The 15,044-nt window shown below is 63.3% G+C and carries 18 protein-coding genes; 4 read left to right on the top strand and 14 right to left on the bottom strand.

Annotated features, from left to right (window positions below):
* Window positions 1-190 precede the first annotated feature (190 nt).
* The 8 genes from ptsP to ABS769_RS13455 form a co-directional block, all read right to left on the bottom strand.
* Window positions 191-1,921, bottom strand: a complete 1,731-nt coding sequence (ptsP, locus tag ABS769_RS13490) for a phosphoenolpyruvate--protein phosphotransferase (protein WP_350498176.1) — start codon at window positions 1,919-1,921, stop codon at window positions 191-193.
* A 58-nt stretch (window positions 1,922-1,979) separates the two neighbouring features.
* Window positions 1,980-2,249: an HPr family phosphocarrier protein gene (locus ABS769_RS13485; protein WP_005913389.1), complete on the bottom strand. Its 270-nt coding sequence runs from the start codon at window positions 2,247-2,249 to the stop codon at window positions 1,980-1,982.
* Window positions 2,242-2,634 carry a PTS sugar transporter subunit IIA gene (locus ABS769_RS13480; protein WP_006451266.1) on the bottom strand — a complete coding sequence of 131 codons (393 nt, stop codon included), beginning with the start codon at window positions 2,632-2,634 and terminating at the stop codon, window positions 2,242-2,244. The genes ABS769_RS13485 and ABS769_RS13480 overlap by 8 nt, the downstream gene beginning before the upstream one ends.
* A gap of 250 nt (window positions 2,635-2,884) precedes the next feature.
* Complete coding sequence (rapZ, locus tag ABS769_RS13475; protein ID WP_317062094.1) at window positions 2,885-3,757, bottom strand: RNase adapter RapZ; 873 nt, start codon at window positions 3,755-3,757, stop codon at window positions 2,885-2,887.
* Entirely contained in the window at window positions 3,754-4,704 is a 951-nt protein-coding gene (gene hprK / locus ABS769_RS13470) for an HPr(Ser) kinase/phosphatase (protein WP_006451268.1), read from the bottom strand. Before hprK ends, rapZ begins: the two co-directional genes overlap by 4 nt.
* The gene (locus tag ABS769_RS13465; protein ID WP_317062093.1) at window positions 4,701-5,159 is read right to left on the bottom strand and encodes a PTS sugar transporter subunit IIA; all 459 of its coding nucleotides are present in this window, start codon (window positions 5,157-5,159) and stop codon (window positions 4,701-4,703) included. Before ABS769_RS13465 ends, hprK begins: the two co-directional genes overlap by 4 nt.
* A 21-nt stretch (window positions 5,160-5,180) precedes the next feature.
* A complete protein-coding gene (gene hpf / locus ABS769_RS13460) occupies window positions 5,181-5,498 on the bottom strand; it encodes a ribosome hibernation-promoting factor, HPF/YfiA family (protein WP_006451270.1) in 318 nt (105 codons plus the stop codon).
* A gap of 87 nt (window positions 5,499-5,585) precedes the next feature.
* Window positions 5,586-6,983 (bottom strand): RNA polymerase factor sigma-54, encoded by a 1,398-nt coding sequence (locus ABS769_RS13455; RefSeq protein ID WP_430544165.1) that lies wholly within the window; start codon window positions 6,981-6,983, stop codon window positions 5,586-5,588.
* Window positions 6,984-7,474: 491 nt separating this feature from the next.
* On the opposite strand from ABS769_RS13455, the gene ABS769_RS13450 reads away from it, so the two are divergent.
* On the top strand, window positions 7,475-8,023 hold the full coding sequence (locus ABS769_RS13450) for a hypothetical protein (protein ID WP_317062091.1): 549 nt from the start codon (window positions 7,475-7,477) through the stop codon (window positions 8,021-8,023).
* A 22-nt stretch (window positions 8,024-8,045) separates the two neighbouring features.
* Here the strand turns inward: ABS769_RS13450 and lptB are convergent, their stop codons facing one another.
* From lptB to ABS769_RS13425, 5 genes are read right to left on the bottom strand one after another with little or no spacing between them, the layout of a single operon-like run.
* Window positions 8,046-8,765, bottom strand: coding sequence for an LPS export ABC transporter ATP-binding protein (gene lptB, locus ABS769_RS13445; protein ID WP_104560994.1), 720 nt, complete (start codon window positions 8,763-8,765; stop codon window positions 8,046-8,048).
* Window positions 8,765-9,328 (bottom strand): lipopolysaccharide transport periplasmic protein LptA, encoded by a 564-nt coding sequence (gene lptA / locus ABS769_RS13440; RefSeq protein ID WP_181017975.1) that lies wholly within the window; start codon window positions 9,326-9,328, stop codon window positions 8,765-8,767. The genes lptB and lptA overlap by 1 nt, the downstream gene beginning before the upstream one ends.
* Window positions 9,306-9,881 carry an LPS export ABC transporter periplasmic protein LptC gene (gene lptC, locus ABS769_RS13435; RefSeq protein ID WP_317062090.1) on the bottom strand — a complete coding sequence of 192 codons (576 nt, stop codon included), beginning with the start codon at window positions 9,879-9,881 and terminating at the stop codon, window positions 9,306-9,308. Before lptC ends, lptA begins: the two co-directional genes overlap by 23 nt.
* Window positions 9,878-10,426, bottom strand: coding sequence for a KdsC family phosphatase (locus ABS769_RS13430; protein ID WP_317062089.1), 549 nt, complete (start codon window positions 10,424-10,426; stop codon window positions 9,878-9,880). The genes lptC and ABS769_RS13430 overlap by 4 nt, the downstream gene beginning before the upstream one ends.
* Window positions 10,427-10,474: 48 nt before the next feature.
* Window positions 10,475-11,476 (bottom strand): KpsF/GutQ family sugar-phosphate isomerase, encoded by a 1,002-nt coding sequence (locus ABS769_RS13425; protein WP_168959300.1) that lies wholly within the window; start codon window positions 11,474-11,476, stop codon window positions 10,475-10,477.
* 53 nt (window positions 11,477-11,529) lie between these two features.
* On the opposite strand from ABS769_RS13425, the gene ABS769_RS13420 reads away from it, so the two are divergent.
* The 3 genes from ABS769_RS13420 (at window position 11,530) to ABS769_RS13410 (ending at window position 13,469) form a co-directional block, all read left to right on the top strand.
* Complete coding sequence (locus tag ABS769_RS13420; RefSeq protein ID WP_016905061.1) at window positions 11,530-11,757, top strand: BolA family protein; 228 nt, start codon at window positions 11,530-11,532, stop codon at window positions 11,755-11,757.
* 117 nt (window positions 11,758-11,874) lie between these two features.
* Window positions 11,875-13,149: a UDP-N-acetylglucosamine 1-carboxyvinyltransferase gene (gene murA, locus ABS769_RS13415; RefSeq protein ID WP_317062088.1), complete on the top strand. Its 1,275-nt coding sequence runs from the start codon at window positions 11,875-11,877 to the stop codon at window positions 13,147-13,149.
* On the top strand, window positions 13,146-13,469 hold the full coding sequence (locus ABS769_RS13410) for an EF-hand domain-containing protein (RefSeq protein WP_317062087.1): 324 nt from the start codon (window positions 13,146-13,148) through the stop codon (window positions 13,467-13,469). The genes murA and ABS769_RS13410 overlap by 4 nt, the downstream gene beginning before the upstream one ends.
* Window positions 13,470-14,358: 889 nt before the next feature.
* Here the strand turns inward: ABS769_RS13410 and ABS769_RS13400 are convergent.
* A complete protein-coding gene (locus tag ABS769_RS13400; RefSeq protein WP_023904627.1) occupies window positions 14,359-15,042 on the bottom strand; it encodes a DUF3108 domain-containing protein in 684 nt (227 codons plus the stop codon).
* Window positions 15,043-15,044 lie beyond the last annotated feature (2 nt).

Raw genomic sequence — 15,044 nt, 5'->3', positions numbered from 1 at the left:
GCGTAACGCGCTTGAACATCGCCCGCGCGATGCAGCTGCCAAGCCGGAGCGGCTGAAAAAAACCTGGCGAGCGATCGTTAGCTTGGGAACGTCCGGCGCGCTCGGAGCCGGCGTCCATGCGCGATACATGAGGATGCCGACCATCGGCTGCACCCGTCTGGCGGTGAGCGCAGCAGGTTTGCTGATGCTCTCAGCGCAGCAAACCCTGCGCAACGGCCGCCAACCACTTCTCGATGCCCTTGCGGTCGCGTGTGCGCAGCAATTTTTCGCCCTGCACGCGCAACTCGCCCAGGTGGGTGTCGCGCACTGCACGGCGCACTTCGAGCAACGTGGCCGGATGCAGGCTGAACTCGGTGAGCCCCAACGCCAGCAACATCGGCACGAAACGTGGGTCGCCGGCGATCTCGCCGCACACCGCCACCGGTTTGCCATACGCGCGCCCGGTGGCGATCACCTGCGCGATCAGGCGCAGCACCGCCGGATGCAATGGCGAATACAACTCGCCCAAGGCCTCGTTGTTGCGATCCACTGCCAGCAGGTACTGCACCAGATCGTTGGTGCCGATCGACAAAAAATCGATATCGTCGATAAAGCAGTCCAGCGCCAGGGCCGCAGCCGGCACCTCGATCATCGCGCCCAGCGGAATATGCTCGGCGATCTCGTGGCCTTGTTCGCGCAGTTGCACGGCCAGCTTCTTGATCTGCCGTCGCAGCAGCTGGATTTCTTCGCGGCCACTGACCATCGGTACCAGAATGCGTACCGGCCCGTAGCCGGAGGCCCGCAGGATCGCGCGCAATTGCGCCTGCGCCACCGCGGGGCGGGCCAGCGACAGCCGCACGCCGCGCAAGCCCAACGCCGGGTTGTCTTCGTCGCTCAGGGTCAGGCCGGTGCGGTCGGCCTTGTCGGCGCCCAGGTCAAGCGTGCGGATGGTGACCGGGCGGCCACTCATGCCCAGCACGGTGTCGCGATAGGTGTGGAACTGTTCCTCTTCGTCCGGCAGCTCGTTGCGCTGCAGAAACAGGAATTCGGTGCGATACAGGCCAAGGCCGCTGGCGCCGAGCGCGTGTGCCTTTGCCACGTCTTCCAGCGATTCGGCATTGGCCAGCAGCGTGATATCGACGTTGTCGCGCGTGCGCGTGGGTTTGGAACGCAGCCGGCCCAGCTCGCGCTGCTCTTTTGCCAGCGCGCGCAGACGCTCGCGGTAGTCGCGCAGATGTTCGGGTTTGGGATCGACGATCACCTGGCCCGAACCGGCATCGACGATCAAGACATCGCCATCGTCGATGCGCTGCAGCGCATCGGCCACACCCACCACCAATGGCAAATGCAGGCTGCGCGCCAGGATCGCGCTGTGCGACAGCGTGTTGCCGGCAGTGGTGACGATGCCGACCACGCCCTGCGATTGCAGCTGCGCCAGTTCGGACGGCGCCACGTTGTCGCAGACCAGGATTTCGCCGGCCACGCCCTTGAGGTCGGGTGCGCGCTTGTGCAAGAACGCGTGGATGCGGCCGATCACATGATCCAGATCGTCCATGCGGCTTTTGAGGTACGCATCCTCCATGCCGTCGAACACCGCCGCCAGCCGGTCGCGCTGCACGCGCAAGGCATAGTCGGCGCTGTAGCGATGGGTGCGGATCAACTCGTCCAGGCCTTGCAGCAGCTCCGGGTCGTCGAGCAGCAATGCATGCAGTTCGAGAAATTCGCCGACCTCGCGTGCCAGCGCGCCATGCAGGCGGTCGCGCAGTTGCTGCATTTCGGTGCGTGCCGCTTCGATGGCCACATGCAGACGCTGCAGCTGCGTTTCCACCTGGTTGGCGGGCACGCGCTGCTCGGCGATTTCCAGCATGTGGCTCTGGCGCACGCGTGCGCGCCCGAGTGCGTTGCCGCGCGAGGCACCGTGTCCGCGCAAGCGCAGACTCATGCGCGGCCTTGGCGCGGCCGCGTGGTGTCCGTGTGCACCGCAGCGAGGTGGCGCATGCTCAGCTGTCCTCGTCGAAGCGACGCTCGAACAGGTCCACCAGCGCCTGCAAGGCCTCGGCTTCGTCTTCGCCATCCAGCCGCACCACCACGCTGGTACCTTGGCCGGCGGCCAGCAACATCACGCCCATGATGCTCTTGGCATTCACCTCGCGGCCCTTGGCCGCCAGGGTGGCATTGCTGCGATAGGACGATAGCGTCTGCACCAGCTTGGCGGTTGCCCGCGCATGCAGTCCGAGTCGGTTGGAAACTATGAGTTCGCGTTCAAGCATCGTCGATGATCGCTCCGTTGCGGGTGCCTGCCGCCGCGGTGGCGGGCAGCTCCTGCAAACCTTGTTCGGGGTAGTTCATCACCCGCAGCAGCATCGGCAGGCTCAGCGCGGACACCCGGCGAACCGGCGTGCCCAGCTTGGCCAACCGGTTGGCGAGATTGCTGGGGCTGGCGCCATACAGGTCGGTCATGACCAGCACGCCGTCGCCACTGTCGACCCGACGCATCGCCGATGACGCCTGGGGCAGCAAGGCGTCCAGGTCTGCATCCAGCGGTACATCGAATGCTTCGGTCTTCAGCGGCAAATGCCGCAACAGCCCCGTCGCCACGTTCAATAACGCCGCGCCGATGCCGGGATGAGTAATGAGGAGAATGCCACAGGCCATGCCGAAACGTTAACAGGTCGGCATGACTGCGCGATAGCGTTTGCCGGCACCGATGTGTTGCGAGATGAATAGCCGTTTAGGCGAGCGCTGCAATGCGTTGTCTGCAACGAGCGCTGCAGTCCGCATCTGTTGGGCAGCTGCACCAGCATGCGCTGCGAAGTTGTAGCGACGACTTACTTTTTGCAGACTTGCAGAATTGCGGGGCACCGCTTTGACGATTCCCGAATCCCCATTCTCGATTCCCGGGATTTCAATCCTGCTCGCGATGAAACGTCGCCACTTCCGGCCAGCCCTGTTCGCGTGCATGCCGCGCCATGCGCTCGGCCAGATACACCGAGCGGTGCTTGCCGCCGGTGCAGCCGAATGCGATGGTCACGTAGCTGCGGGTGTCGTTGCGCAGCCGTGGCAGCCAGGTATCGAGCAGGTCCACGATCTGCGCGCTGTAACGCACCACATCGGGTTCCTTGTCCAGATAGTCGCGCACGCCGGCATCGCGGCCGGTGAGCGGGCGCAGCTCCGGGTCCCAATGCGGATTGGGCAACACGCGCGCATCGAATACGAAGTCGGCCTCGGCCGGCACGCCGCGCTTGTAGGCGAACGATTCGAACAGCAGCGAGAGCCGGTCGCTGGTGCCGAGCGCGAACTCGGTGACCACGCGGCGACGCAGCTGGTGCACATTGAGCGCGCTGGTGTCGATGATGGCATCGGCCTGCGCGCGCAGCGGTTCGGTCAACTGACGCTCGCGGGTGATCGCTTCCGGCAATGCCAGGCCGAGGTGGCTGAGCGGATGGCGGCGGCGGGTGTCGGCATAGCGCTTGATCAACGCCTCGTCGCTGGCTTCGAAAAACAGCAGCCGTGCTTCGATGCCATATTCCTGCGCTGCCTGGCGCCATTGCGCCAGCTGGGTCAGGTCGCTGCGGCTGCGCACATCGATGCCTACCGCCAGTCGCTGATCGCCGAGCGGGTTGCCACGCAGGCGGCTGCGCACGAAATCCGGCAGCAGTTCCACCGGCAGATTGTCCGAGCAGTAGTAATCGAGATCTTCGAAGGTCTTCAACGCGACCGATTTGCCCGAGCCGGACAGCCCGCTCACGATCATCAACGTGGAGGGCGCGGTACTCATGGCGTGCGTCGCTCCAGCAGGTTGCTATGGCGGGCGATGAACATCGCCGCCGGGTCGATGCCCTTGGTACGCAGGATATGCAGCCGCGTCGCTGCCTCGGTCAGCACCGCCAGGTTGCGGCCAGGCATCACCGGCAGGGTGATCAGCGGTACGTCCAGATCCAGCACATGGCGGCTGCCGGAATCGCCGGTCAGACGCTCGTAACCGGACGGGGTGGGCTCGGTCATCGGGCGGGTCAGGTGCACGATCAGGCGCAGGTACTTGTTCTTCTTCACCGCGGTGTCGCCGAACATGTCGCGCACGTTCAATACGCCCAGGCCACGTACTTCCAGCAGATCCTGCAGCAATTCGGGGCAGGTGCCGTCGAGCACGTCGGGGGCGATCTGGGTGAATTCGGGCGCGTCGTCGGCCACCAGGCGGTGGCCGCGGCTGAGCAGCTCCAGCGCCAGCTCGCTCTTGCCCGAACCCGCCTCGCCGGTGATCAGCACGCCGATCGAATAGATCTCCATGAACACGCCATGCAGCGTGACCCGCGGCGCCAGTGTGCGCGCCAGATGGTAGGACAGATGATTGAGCAGTTCGTGGCCGCGCTTGGGCGAGATCCACAACGGGGTGCCGGATTCATCCGCGGCCGCGCGCAGGTCTTCCGGGCACGACTGATTCTTGCTGAGCGCCAGCGCCAGCGGCTGCACCTGGATGATCTTCTCGATCGTCTCCCAGCGCTGGCGTGCATCCAGCGAGTCCAGCCAGGCCAGCTCTTCGGTGCCCAGGATCTGCACCTTGTTGGGGTAGATCACATTGAGATAGCCGGCCAGCGACGGACGCCGCGCATTGTTGCTGCCGGCTTCGATCTCGCGGTGTTCGCCTTTCTGGCCGGCCACCCAGCGCAGCGCCAGCTTGTCGCGCTGCTGGTCGAACAGTTCGCGTGCGGTGATGCTGGTATTCATGCGGCGCTGGCCTGTGGTGGCGGCGCGTCGATGAGCAACGCCATCAAGGCGTCCGCATTGGGTGCGGCGCGCAATTGCAGACGAAATTCCGCATCCGAGAAGCGCTCGGCCAGTTCCGACAGCAGCATCAGATGTTGATGGGTGTAATGCGCAGGCACTGCCATCGCGAAGATCAGGTCCACCGGTTCATCGCTGCCGAAGGCCACCGGCGTATCCAGTCGCAGCAGCGCGCCGCGTGGCTCGGTGAGGTTGGGGCAGCGCCCATGCGGAATGGCGATGCCGTGGCCGATGGCGGTGCTGCCCAGCGCCTCGCGTTCGCACAGGTTGGCGTAGAGCTCGTCGGCGCCGGCCTGACGACAGGACAGCAGATCGGCAGCGGTATGCAGGACAGTGTCGCGATCGGCGGCCGGCGACACCACGGTGCGCACGGCCGCCATCAGATCGGTTAAAGGCATGAGGGCATCAAGCGAGAAGCGTCATGCGAGATTGTCGCGCACCTCGCGTGCGTGGTGGTTACATTTCTTTTCTTTGTGTTTGAGCACCAGGCGGTCGAGCTTGTCGACCAGCAGGTCGATGGCCGCATACATGGTGGAGCCGCTGGCATCTGCGTGCAGGGTACGACCGGGAAGGTTGACGGTGGCGACCACATGGTGGTCTGGCTTGCGAACGGCCAGTTGCGTTCGAACTTCACAGTGCTGGTCGAAATGGCGCTGCAGTCGCTGCAGCTTGCTTGCCACGTACTCCCGCAGGGCGGGGGTCACTTCAAGCTGGTGGCCATACGTCTCGATACGCATCGGATACCTCCATTGGTCGGTGGGCCAATGAACCTTTCCGGTGGTCCGACAAACCCGGCACAGGCCGGCGTTGCGGTGGTTGCAACGTCAGGCGATGCGCACGCGTTCGTGGGAGGCGGAAATGTTCATGGCTTCACGATACTTGGCAACGGTGCGCCGCGCTACAGGTACGCCGGAAGTTTTCAGCAGATCTGCCAACTTGGCATCGGATAACGGCTTTCGCGGGTTTTCCGCATCGATCAGGCGCCGGATCATCGCCTGAATGGCGGTGCTGGAGGCCTCGCCGCCGCTGTCGGTATCGATGCCGGAGGCGAAAAACGAGCGCAGCGCAATGGTGCCGCGCGGGGTGCGCACGTATTTGCGGGCGATCGCGCGGGAAATGGTCGATTCGTGCAGGCCGAGCTCGCCGGCGATCTCGCGCAGGGTCAGTGGGCGCAAGGCCTGCGCGCCGAATTCCAGAAACCCGGACTGGTGCTTCAGCAGGCAGCGCACCACCCGTAGCAGGGTTTCGCCGCGCGCTTCCAGGCTCTTGAGCAGCCAGCGCGCCTCCTGCAACTGCCCACGCAGATAGCCGGCATCGGACTCGCCACAGCTGCGGATCAGGTTCTCGTAGCCGCGGTGGATGGTGACCTTGGGCTGCGCGCGGCCGGCCAGCGAGGCCCGCCACACGCCGCGCTGGCGCCAGATCACGCAGTCCGGCACCACGTAGGTGTCCTGCGACAGGTCGCCGATCTGCTTGCCCGGGCGCGGGTCCAGCGAGCGCACCAGTTGCACCGCCTGGTCCACGTCGGCGGTGGAACGCTTGAGTTCGTGCGCCAGGCCGGCCACACCGCTGCGCGGCAGACGCTCCAGCGGGCCGGCGACGATCTGCAACGCCAGCTCGCGGCCCGGGGTGGCGGGGTCGAGCACGGCGAGTTGCAGCGCCAGGCATTCGCCAAGATTGCGCGCGCCCACGCCGACCGGGTCGAAGCGCTGGATCTGGTGCAGCACGGTGAGCACGTCGGCCTCGTCCACCGCTGCGCCGAGCGCCAGCGTTTCGAGGATGGCCGACAGCGGTTCGCGCAGGTAGCCGTCTTCGTCCAGCGCGTCGATCAGCATCGCGCCGATCTGGCGGTCGCGTGGCGACAGTGGCGACAGATGCAACTGCCACAGCAGGTGATCGGCCAGCGTTTCCGACTCGGCCACCCGCTCGGCGGCATCGCCGGACTCGTCGTCGTCGAAGCTGCCACCGCTGCCCGAGCCGGTCCACTGCAGTTCGTCCTGCGACCAGTCGTCATCGCGCTCTGCAGGCGTCGGGTCTTCGCGCGGGGTGTCGTCGGTGGAGGAGGCCGATGACGCGTCCACCGGCAGCTCGCTGGCCGCATGCGCGGCTTCGTCGGCCCACTCCAGCAGCGGATTGGTCTCCACCGCTTCGGCGATTTCCAGTTCCAGCTCGGTGGTGGACATCTGCAATAGCTTGATCGCCTGACGCAATTGCGGCGTCATGACCAACTGTTGTCCTAGCGATGTCTGAAGCCGGGCTTTCATCTTTTCCCCATGTTCTGTTGCATGTCCAACAGATCTTATGCGATTGTGAAGGCGCCGATCGTCCGCTATTCAATCTAAGGATGGTTTTATGTATAGCTTGGGCTCATGGGTCAAGGTCGTAGCTTCAGTCGGTATGCTTTCTTTTGCTCTAGTTATTCCGGATGCGAAAGCGTCTGATGAAGTTGAAATTAATGGTAACACTTATAGTTGTACAAATCGTTGCGTAGTTACTGTTACCGCTGGTGGCTATAGTGTTAGAGATTGTTGTGGGGGGCGCCTTTTTGTGACGCTAGCGAGATAATCTGGATCGCATTAGTTGGATGGTCTATTTTATTGAGGGCTGGTCATGAAGACTGTACTTTACTTTTGTGCAATTATTTCTGTGATTTTCGCAGGACTTTATTTATTTTTTTTTTCGTGAAGGTCTTGAGCGAAGTAACGAGATTTTTGTGGCCAGTCCTCTTAAAGAAGAGCATAAGGTAGGCGAGTCTAATGCTGGGATTTCTGTCCTGCCATCTCCTGCTGGTTTGATTGATAAGGGGTCTTCAATCGTCCCGAATTCTAAAATCACTTCGCCTGTAGATGTCAAAGTGGTGCTTGCTGGTGCCTTGTCTAGAGATGGTCAGCTAAATTTGCTGAAAGCTGGCTACTTGTTGGATAATTTGAAATTTCAGCCTGCTTTGAATGCTGTTTCTAATAGTGCCAACGGAAGTTATAATGCTATTAGGGTAAGGAGTGAGATTTATGCTGCTATTAATGATTTTTCTGGGCAGCATGGTGGCTCAAGGCTTGTGCAGCTTGAGTGTAATGAAGCTCTTTGTATGGGGGAGTTCAATTCCCGTAACAAGGGTGATTATAAGGCCATGGTGCACGAGGTTTTTGAGGTGGATGGTGCATTTAGTTCTTTTGTGGATAAGTCAATTAAAATTGAGGGGGGGGAGTCCTATCGTTTCTTAGTTACTATAGGGGGAAGCGGGAAAGGCGTGGCAGGGCGCTAAGATCCTATTTGCAGTAGGGTTGCTAAAGTTGGAAGCTATCACCTAGGTAAACACGCCTCACATCTGAGTTCGAAAGTATTGAACTTGGGGATCCCTGCGCCAGCACGCCCCCTTCCGCGAGAATATACGCGCGATCGCAGATTCCCAAGGTTTCGCGCACGTTGTGATCGGTGATCAACACGCCGATGCCGCGTTCCTTGAGGTGGATGATGATGCGCTGGATCTCGCCGACAGAAATCGGATCCACGCCGGCAAAGGGTTCGTCGAGCAGCATCATGCGCGGCTTGGCGGCCAAGGCGCGCGCGATTTCGCAACGGCGTCGCTCGCCACCGGACAGGCTGGCGCCCAACTGGTCGGCCACATGGGTGATCTGCAGTTCTTCCAGCAGCGAGGTCAGTTCCTTCTCGCGCCCCGCACTGTCCAGGTCTTCGCGCAGCTCCAGCACCAGGCGGATGTTGTCGGCCACGGTGAGCTTGCGGAAGATCGAGGGTTCCTGCGGCAGATAACCGACGCCCAGCTTGGCGCGGGCGTACATCGGTTCGGCGGTGAGGTCGCGGCCGTCCAGCTCGATACGCCCGGCATCGGCCTCGACCAGGCCGACGATCATGTAGAAGCAAGTGGTCTTGCCGGCACCGTTGGGGCCAAGCAGGCCGACCACCTCGCCGGCCTCGAGCGTGAGGCCGAATTCCTTGACCACTTCGCGTTGCTTGTACTTCTTGCGCAGACCGGTGGCGACCAGCATTACTTCTTCCCCTGCGGCTTGGCCGCGGCGGGCTTGGCGGCAGGTGCCGGAGCAGGCGTCGCCGCCGCAGGCGCCGCGGTCTTCGGCTGGATGATCGTACGCACGCGGCTGCCGTCGCCGCCGCTCTGCATGTTGCCGGTCTTGGTGTTGTAGACCATGCGCTGGCCGGCGTTGGAACCCTTGGGCGACTTAATGCTGTAGTTGCCAGTGAGTACGATGATCTCTTCGCCAACCTTGTACTCAATATTGTCCGCTTGCCCGTTCATCAATGAACCATCATCCATTTCTTGCTTGAGCGTGGCTTGCTTGCCGCCCAATATCACACGGTCAATCTCGCCATTTTTACGATGAAGATCGGCAGTTTCCGCATGAATCTCAAGTGTTCCTTGCACGATCACGACGTTTCCCGAGTAGCGGATTACGCCGTTGTCGTCGAGCATGTTGCCGTCCTGCCTAGTCGAATCGATCGTCATCGGCTGGTTACGATCGCTGGTCTTGGCCAATGCAGCCATGGGCAGCAACAGCGCGAGCAACATCAAGTTAGCGGGCAGCATTCGGTTCATAGCGGGTCTTGACCTGAGAAAGGAGCTTGTACTGGCGTGATTTGAGGTCGGCCTCGAAGCCGACCCCGCTCTGCATGATACCCGGCCGGCTCATGCTCACCGGGGCGGCGGTCTTGGCGAGGTTCTGCTGTGGGAACACGTCCAGGCTCTGGGTGCGGAACGTGGTCGGCGGCGTCGCGCCGGTGGTGGGGCTGTCGCCGGAGACATCGCCGCGCAGGCGTAGTTCGTCGCCCTTGGGGCTGATCCAGCCGGTCTTGGAACGTAGCGTCCACGGTTGATTGGCGTTGTCGGGCAGCAGAAACACCGGCGTGGTGATGTCCGAGGTCTGGTCGGCGCGGTTGCGGTGCATTTCCGGCGCACGCAACGTCATCGATTCCTTGCCGGTTTGCTTGTCCAGCGCAATCAGTTCGAAATCGCGTAACACGTAATCGGCGCGCGAGTCGTCAACCGCCGCCGCCACCGGGCGGGCGCGCTGTTGCCAGGCAGACCAGCCGGAGATCACGGCGGCGGCGAACAGCCCCACGCCCAGGGTGGTGCGCCAGTTCCAGCTCATGCGGAGAACCTTTCGATGATGCCTTCGACCTGGCCTTGCGCAGCCAGCACCACATCGCAGACTTCACGCGCGGCACCTTCGCCGCCACGGGCCTGGGTATGCCACTGCACGCGCTCGGCGATCCACGGATGCGCGTTGGCGGGTGCCACCGGCAGGCCGACCGCCAGCAAGGCGGGCAGGTCGGGCAGGTCGTCGCCCATGAAAAGCACCTGGTCCAGCGACAGGCCGTGCTCCTGGCACAGGGCCAGCACCGCCAGGCGCTTGTTCTTGACCCCGATCTGCACATGCAGGCCCAGATCCTGGCCGCGCTTTTCCGCCGACAGGCTGGCGCGCGCAGTGATCAGCGCGACATGGATGCCGGCGTGGTCGAGCTGCTTGAGCCCCTGGCCATCCAGCACGTTGAAGGATTTGCTCTCGTTACCGGCGTGGTCGTAATACAGGCGGCCGTCGGTCAGGGTGCCGTCGACGTCGAAACAGGCCAGACGAACGCGCGCGGCGCGGTCGATCAGCTCGGCGGGCATGTGCTGCAGTGGGGAATAGGGCATCGGTACGAATCGGTGAGAACGGGGTTCCAACGTTTGAAACTGAACCTGTTAAACCACCTTGGCGCGCAACAGGTCGTGAATGTTCAATGCGCCGACCGCGCGCTGCTGCGCATCGACCACGATCAAACCGTTGATCTTGTAATCCTCCATCAGCCGCGCGGCCTCGGCGGCCAGCTGGTCGGCGCCGATGGTGCGGGGGTTGCGCGTCATCACCTGCGCAATGCCGGCACTGCGCACATCGATGTCGCTGTCCAGCGCGCGGCGCAGGTCGCCGTCGGTGAACAGACCGATCAGGCGCCCCTCGTTGTCCACCACCGCGGTCATACCCAGCCGCTTGCGGCTCATTTCCATCAGCGCCTCGCTCAGGCTGGCGTCCTCACGTACGCGCGGCAAGTCATCGCCGCTGTGCATCACATCGGTGATATGCAGCAGCAGGCGCCGGCCCAGGCTGCCGGCCGGATGCGAGCGCGCAAAGTCATCGGCGGTGAAGCCGCGCGCGTCCAGCAGCGCCACGGCCAAGGCATCCCCCATCGCCAGCGAGGCGGTGGTGCTGGAGGTGGGCGCCAGATGCAGCGGGCAGGCTTCGGCGGAGACGCTCACATCCAGATGCACATCGGCAGCCTGGGCCAGCGAAGAGCTCGGCCGGCCGGTCATGGCGATGATCGGGTTGCCCTGGCGCTTGAGCACCGGCAGCAGCATGCGCACTTCGTCGGATTCGCCCGAATACGACAGCGCCAGCACGATGTCGGCCTCGGTGATCATGCCCAGGTCGCCATGGCCGGCTTCGCCGGGATGCACGAAGAACGCCGGCGTGCCGGTGGAAGCCAGGGTGGCGGCGATCTTGCGCGCGATATGCCCGGACTTGCCCATGCCGGTGGCCACCACGCGCCCGCGCGAGGCCAGTACCAGCCGGCAGGCCGCGGCGAAGTCGCTGCCAATCCGCGCGCCCACGCCGGCCAGCGCCTCGCGCTCGATCTCCAGCACGCGCTGGCCGCTGGCGACCAGGCTGGCGTCGCTGACGGTGGCGGTGGGCAGGTGCGAGACGGCCATGCGGGACTCGGGTGAAGAGTAGAATGTGCGCTCATTTTATGAGGAAACGCCCTTTGGACGCCGAAACCATCCGTAAACTCATCGAATCCGGCTTGCCCGAAGCCCGCGTCGACGTGCACGGCGACGACGGCGTGCACTTCGAGGCGACCGTGATCAGCCCCGCATTCGCCGGCAAGGCGCCGTTGGCGCGCCACCGCATGGTCTACGCGACCCTGGGCGAGTTGATGGGCGGGGCGATCCACGCGCTGCAGCTCAAGACGCTGACCCCCGACGAAGGCTGAGCGTTTGTCGGGCCTTGGCTGGTCGGGCTGCTCATCCGCCTCGATCGCAAGCGCCAGACAGGCTCCCGGCCACCTAACGCATTCCCCCGACATCCTTTTCAGATTCCCTGAGTTCCCATGGCAAAAATCGTAGTGACCGGCGGCCAAGCGCTGCACGGTGAGGTCAATATTTCCGGCGCCAAGAACGCGGTGCTGCCAATCCTGTGCGCGACCCTGCTGGCCGATGCGCCGGTGGAGATCAGCAACGTGCCGCATCTGCACGATGTGATCACCACGGTGAAGCTGCTCAGCGAACTGGGCGCCGAGGTCACCATCGACGAAGGCACGCTGGCCAAGGGCCGCTCGATCCTGGTCGACCCGCGCTCGGTCACCCACCAGGTCGCGCCCTATGAGCTGGTCAAGACCATGCGCGCCTCGATCCTGGTGCTCGGCCCGCTGCTGGCGCGCTACGGCACCGCCGAAGTGTCGCTGCCCGGCGGCTGCGCGATCGGCTCGCGCCCGGTCGACCAGCACATCAAGGGCCTGCAGGCGCTGGGTGCGGAGATCAGCGTGGAGAACGGCTACATCAAGGCCACCAGCAACGGGCGCCTGAAGGGCGGCCGCTACGTGTTCGACATGGTCAGCGTCACCGGTACCGAGAACGTGCTGATGGCTGCCGTGCTGGCCGAAGGCACCACCGTGCTGGAAAACGCGGCGATGGAGCCGGAAGTCACCGACCTGGCCGACTGCCTGGTCGCACTCGGTGCGCAGATCGAAGGTGCCGGCACGCCGCGCATCGTGGTGCAGGGCGTGGAGCGTCTGGGCGGCGGGCACCATGCGGTGCTGCCGGATCGCATCGAGACCGGCACCTTCCTGGTCGCTGCGGCAATGACCGGCGGCAGCGTCACCGTGCGTCGCGCACGTCCGGACACCCTGGACGCGGTGCTGGACAAGCTCACCGAAGCCGGCGCGACGATCACCACCACCGCCGAAAGCATCACGCTGGACATGCATGGCAAGCGCCCGCGCGCAGTGAGCCTGACCACTGCGCCGTACCCGGCATTCCCGACCGATATGCAGGCGCAATTCATGGCGCTCAACTGCGTGGCCGACGGTGTGGGCGTGATCAATGAAACCATCTTCGAAAACCGCTTCATGCACGTCAACGAACTGCTGCGCCTGGGTGCGGATATCCAGGTCGAAGGCCACACCGCGATCGTGCGCGGCGCCGAACGCCTCAGCGGCGCGCCGGTGATGGCAACCGATCTGCGCGCTTCGGCGTCGTTGATCCTGGCCGGGCTGGTCGCCGACGGCGACACCACCATCGATCGCATCTACCACCTGGACCGTGGTTACGAAAACATCGAGGAGAAGCTGGGGGCGCTGGGCGCGACCATCCAGCGCACCGCATGATCCTGCGCGGACGCTTCACCACCCGCCGCAAGGTGTTGCTTGGCGTGATCGTGCTGATCCTGGCGTGGCTGGCCTACGCCTGGTCGGTGGGCATGGCGATCACCCAGGGCGTCGAGTTCAAGGATATGGACTGGAACAACGATGGCACCGCCAGCCGTGACGAGATTGCGCAGTCGTTTTACGCAGTGGCAGTCAAGAAGACGGTCGAAGGCAAGCGCCATTGCGACCTGTTCTATTGGCGCAGCACCGATGCGCAGATCCGCGTGGATTGCCGCACGGTGTTCAGTACCGGCGATGACAAGGCTGCGGCCAGGCCCTGAGGCGTGACTAGGTCGGCGCGGATGGATCACTTTTGCAGCAAGTGATAGTTCCGTGTGGATAGACCACTTGTGGAGCGGCTGATCTGCTGTTTGGCTGCAGGGTCCTTGCCCGCCCACCATCGCAGGACACGCCGCAAGTACGTCCGTGTAGGCTCTTACGCGGCATCCATGCCGCCTAAGGTCCCGCGACGGTGGGCGGGCAAGGACCAGTCGAGAGGGGCGGTGTGCATGGTGCAAGCAATGCACGATGCATTTTGTTCGGATAACGGTGAGTTCGGTCAGCTTTCCAACGCAAGCCGAGCAACCAACAAGCTTTTAAGGAAGCAACCGACTGACTCTCTGGTGCGGTGAGGGCACCGCACGCTCGGCTAACTTGGCTTTTGAACTAAGCATTTGACTGCATCTATGACGACGCGCCGACTCGAAAGATTGGTCGGCTTTGAGTAGTTGGACAATGCGGATAGATCGCTTTTAGAGCAGATGATCTGCGGTTTTGCTGCAGGGCCCTCGCCCTCCCACCATCGCGGGACACGCCGCAAGTACGTCCGTGTAGGCTCTTACGCGGCATCCATGCCGCGTAAGGTCCCGCGACGGTGAGCGGGCAAGGACCAGTCAAGATGGTCGGTGTGCATGGTTTTCAATAAAACAGCCGGCAAACTCTCTGGTGCGGTGTCCTCACCGATTGCGGGACCGTGTGGTGGCATGGATGCCGCCACCGAGCCCCCAGGGAAGGGTTCACGGCGTGTCCCGCGAGCGGTGAGGGCACCGCGCCCTCGACTCAGCAAGCGTTTGACTGCACTAAACGACTTTGCGAACTGCACTAAATAACTTTACGACCGGAACTACGGTGGCAATCAAGCCTTTGCCTTTGGTCGAAGGTTCGGCGCACTCAGCGCAGCGCCTTGATGGTCAAGTCCAGCGCGTCCTGGCCCTTTTCCTTCTGCAGCAAACGCGCCGGCACCGGCAGGTCCTTGACCACCCAGGCGATCAGTTCCTTGTCGCCGTCCACGCGCGACACCTTGGTCGCCTGTTCCTGCTTGCCGTTGACGGTGATGGTTTCCTTGCCGACAACCTTGTAGCTCATCGGCTTGATGCGGCCTTCGTCCACCATGCGGTAGTTGAGCGGCTTGCCGGCGGCCAGGTCGCGGGTGATCGCCAGGTTGATCAGCAATGCATCCATATCGCCGGGCTGCAACTTCACCGGGCCGCGGCGGTCTGGCTTGATGTCGCCGCCCCAGGTGGCCTGGCTGGTCTTCCAGTCGTAATTGGCAGTGACGTTGCGGCGCTTGACCATCATCGACGAGGTGTCGTTGCTGCTGACCGGGCGCAGTTGACCGTTGCTCTCTTCGAACACGGTGCTCTGGGTCAGATTGGCCAGCTGGTTCTGGATGGTGAGCGTGTAGCGCCACTGCTTGTCGCCGGCCGCGGCCAGGGTCATGGTGCCGTTGGCCTGCATGCCCATGTAGTTGGCCGAATAATCGGCCTGGAACGGCTGCACGGCGAATGCGGGCAGGCTGGCCACGGCCAGTGCGGCAGCGGCAATCAGCGAAGATGTGCGGGAAATGGATTTCATGG

Origin of the sequence: Xanthomonas hortorum (genome assembly GCF_040279205.1) — a bacterium.
GTDB lineage: Bacteria > Pseudomonadota > Gammaproteobacteria > Xanthomonadales > Xanthomonadaceae > Xanthomonas > Xanthomonas hortorum_F.
This window is presented reverse-complemented; position numbering and strand designations above follow the sequence as displayed.

Bases quoted from the DNA above. Each gene is read 5' to 3' on its own strand.
- ptsP (WP_350498176.1), bottom strand. From the start codon at position 1,921: ATGAGTCTGCGCTTGCGCGGACACGGTGCCTCGCGCGGCAACGCACTC.
- ABS769_RS13485 (WP_005913389.1), bottom strand. From the start codon at position 2,249: ATGCTTGAACGCGAACTCATAGTTTCCAACCGACTCGGACTGCATGCG.
- ABS769_RS13480 (WP_006451266.1), bottom strand. From the start codon at position 2,634: ATGGCCTGTGGCATTCTCCTCATTACTCATCCCGGCATCGGCGCGGCG.
- rapZ (WP_317062094.1), bottom strand. From the start codon at position 3,757: ATGAGTACCGCGCCCTCCACGTTGATGATCGTGAGCGGGCTGTCCGGC.
- hprK (WP_006451268.1), bottom strand. From the start codon at position 4,704: ATGAATACCAGCATCACCGCACGCGAACTGTTCGACCAGCAGCGCGAC.
- ABS769_RS13465 (WP_317062093.1), bottom strand. From the start codon at position 5,159: ATGCCTTTAACCGATCTGATGGCGGCCGTGCGCACCGTGGTGTCGCCG.
- hpf (WP_006451270.1), bottom strand. From the start codon at position 5,498: ATGCGTATCGAGACGTATGGCCACCAGCTTGAAGTGACCCCCGCCCTG.
- ABS769_RS13455 (WP_430544165.1), bottom strand. From the start codon at position 6,983: ATGACGCCGCAATTGCGTCAGGCGATCAAGCTATTGCAGATGTCCACC.
- lptB (WP_104560994.1), bottom strand. From the start codon at position 8,765: ATGCTGGTCGCCACCGGTCTGCGCAAGAAGTACAAGCAACGCGAAGTG.
- lptA (WP_181017975.1), bottom strand. From the start codon at position 9,328: ATGAACCGAATGCTGCCCGCTAACTTGATGTTGCTCGCGCTGTTGCTG.
- lptC (WP_317062090.1), bottom strand. From the start codon at position 9,881: ATGAGCTGGAACTGGCGCACCACCCTGGGCGTGGGGCTGTTCGCCGCC.
- ABS769_RS13430 (WP_317062089.1), bottom strand. From the start codon at position 10,426: ATGCCCTATTCCCCACTGCAGCACATGCCCGCCGAGCTGATCGACCGC.
- ABS769_RS13425 (WP_168959300.1), bottom strand. From the start codon at position 11,476: ATGGCCGTCTCGCACCTGCCCACCGCCACCGTCAGCGACGCCAGCCTG.
- murA (WP_317062088.1), top strand. From the start codon at position 11,875: ATGGCAAAAATCGTAGTGACCGGCGGCCAAGCGCTGCACGGTGAGGTC.
- ABS769_RS13410 (WP_317062087.1), top strand. From the start codon at position 13,146: ATGATCCTGCGCGGACGCTTCACCACCCGCCGCAAGGTGTTGCTTGGC.
- ABS769_RS13400 (WP_023904627.1), bottom strand. From the start codon at position 15,042: ATGAAATCCATTTCCCGCACATCTTCGCTGATTGCCGCTGCCGCACTG.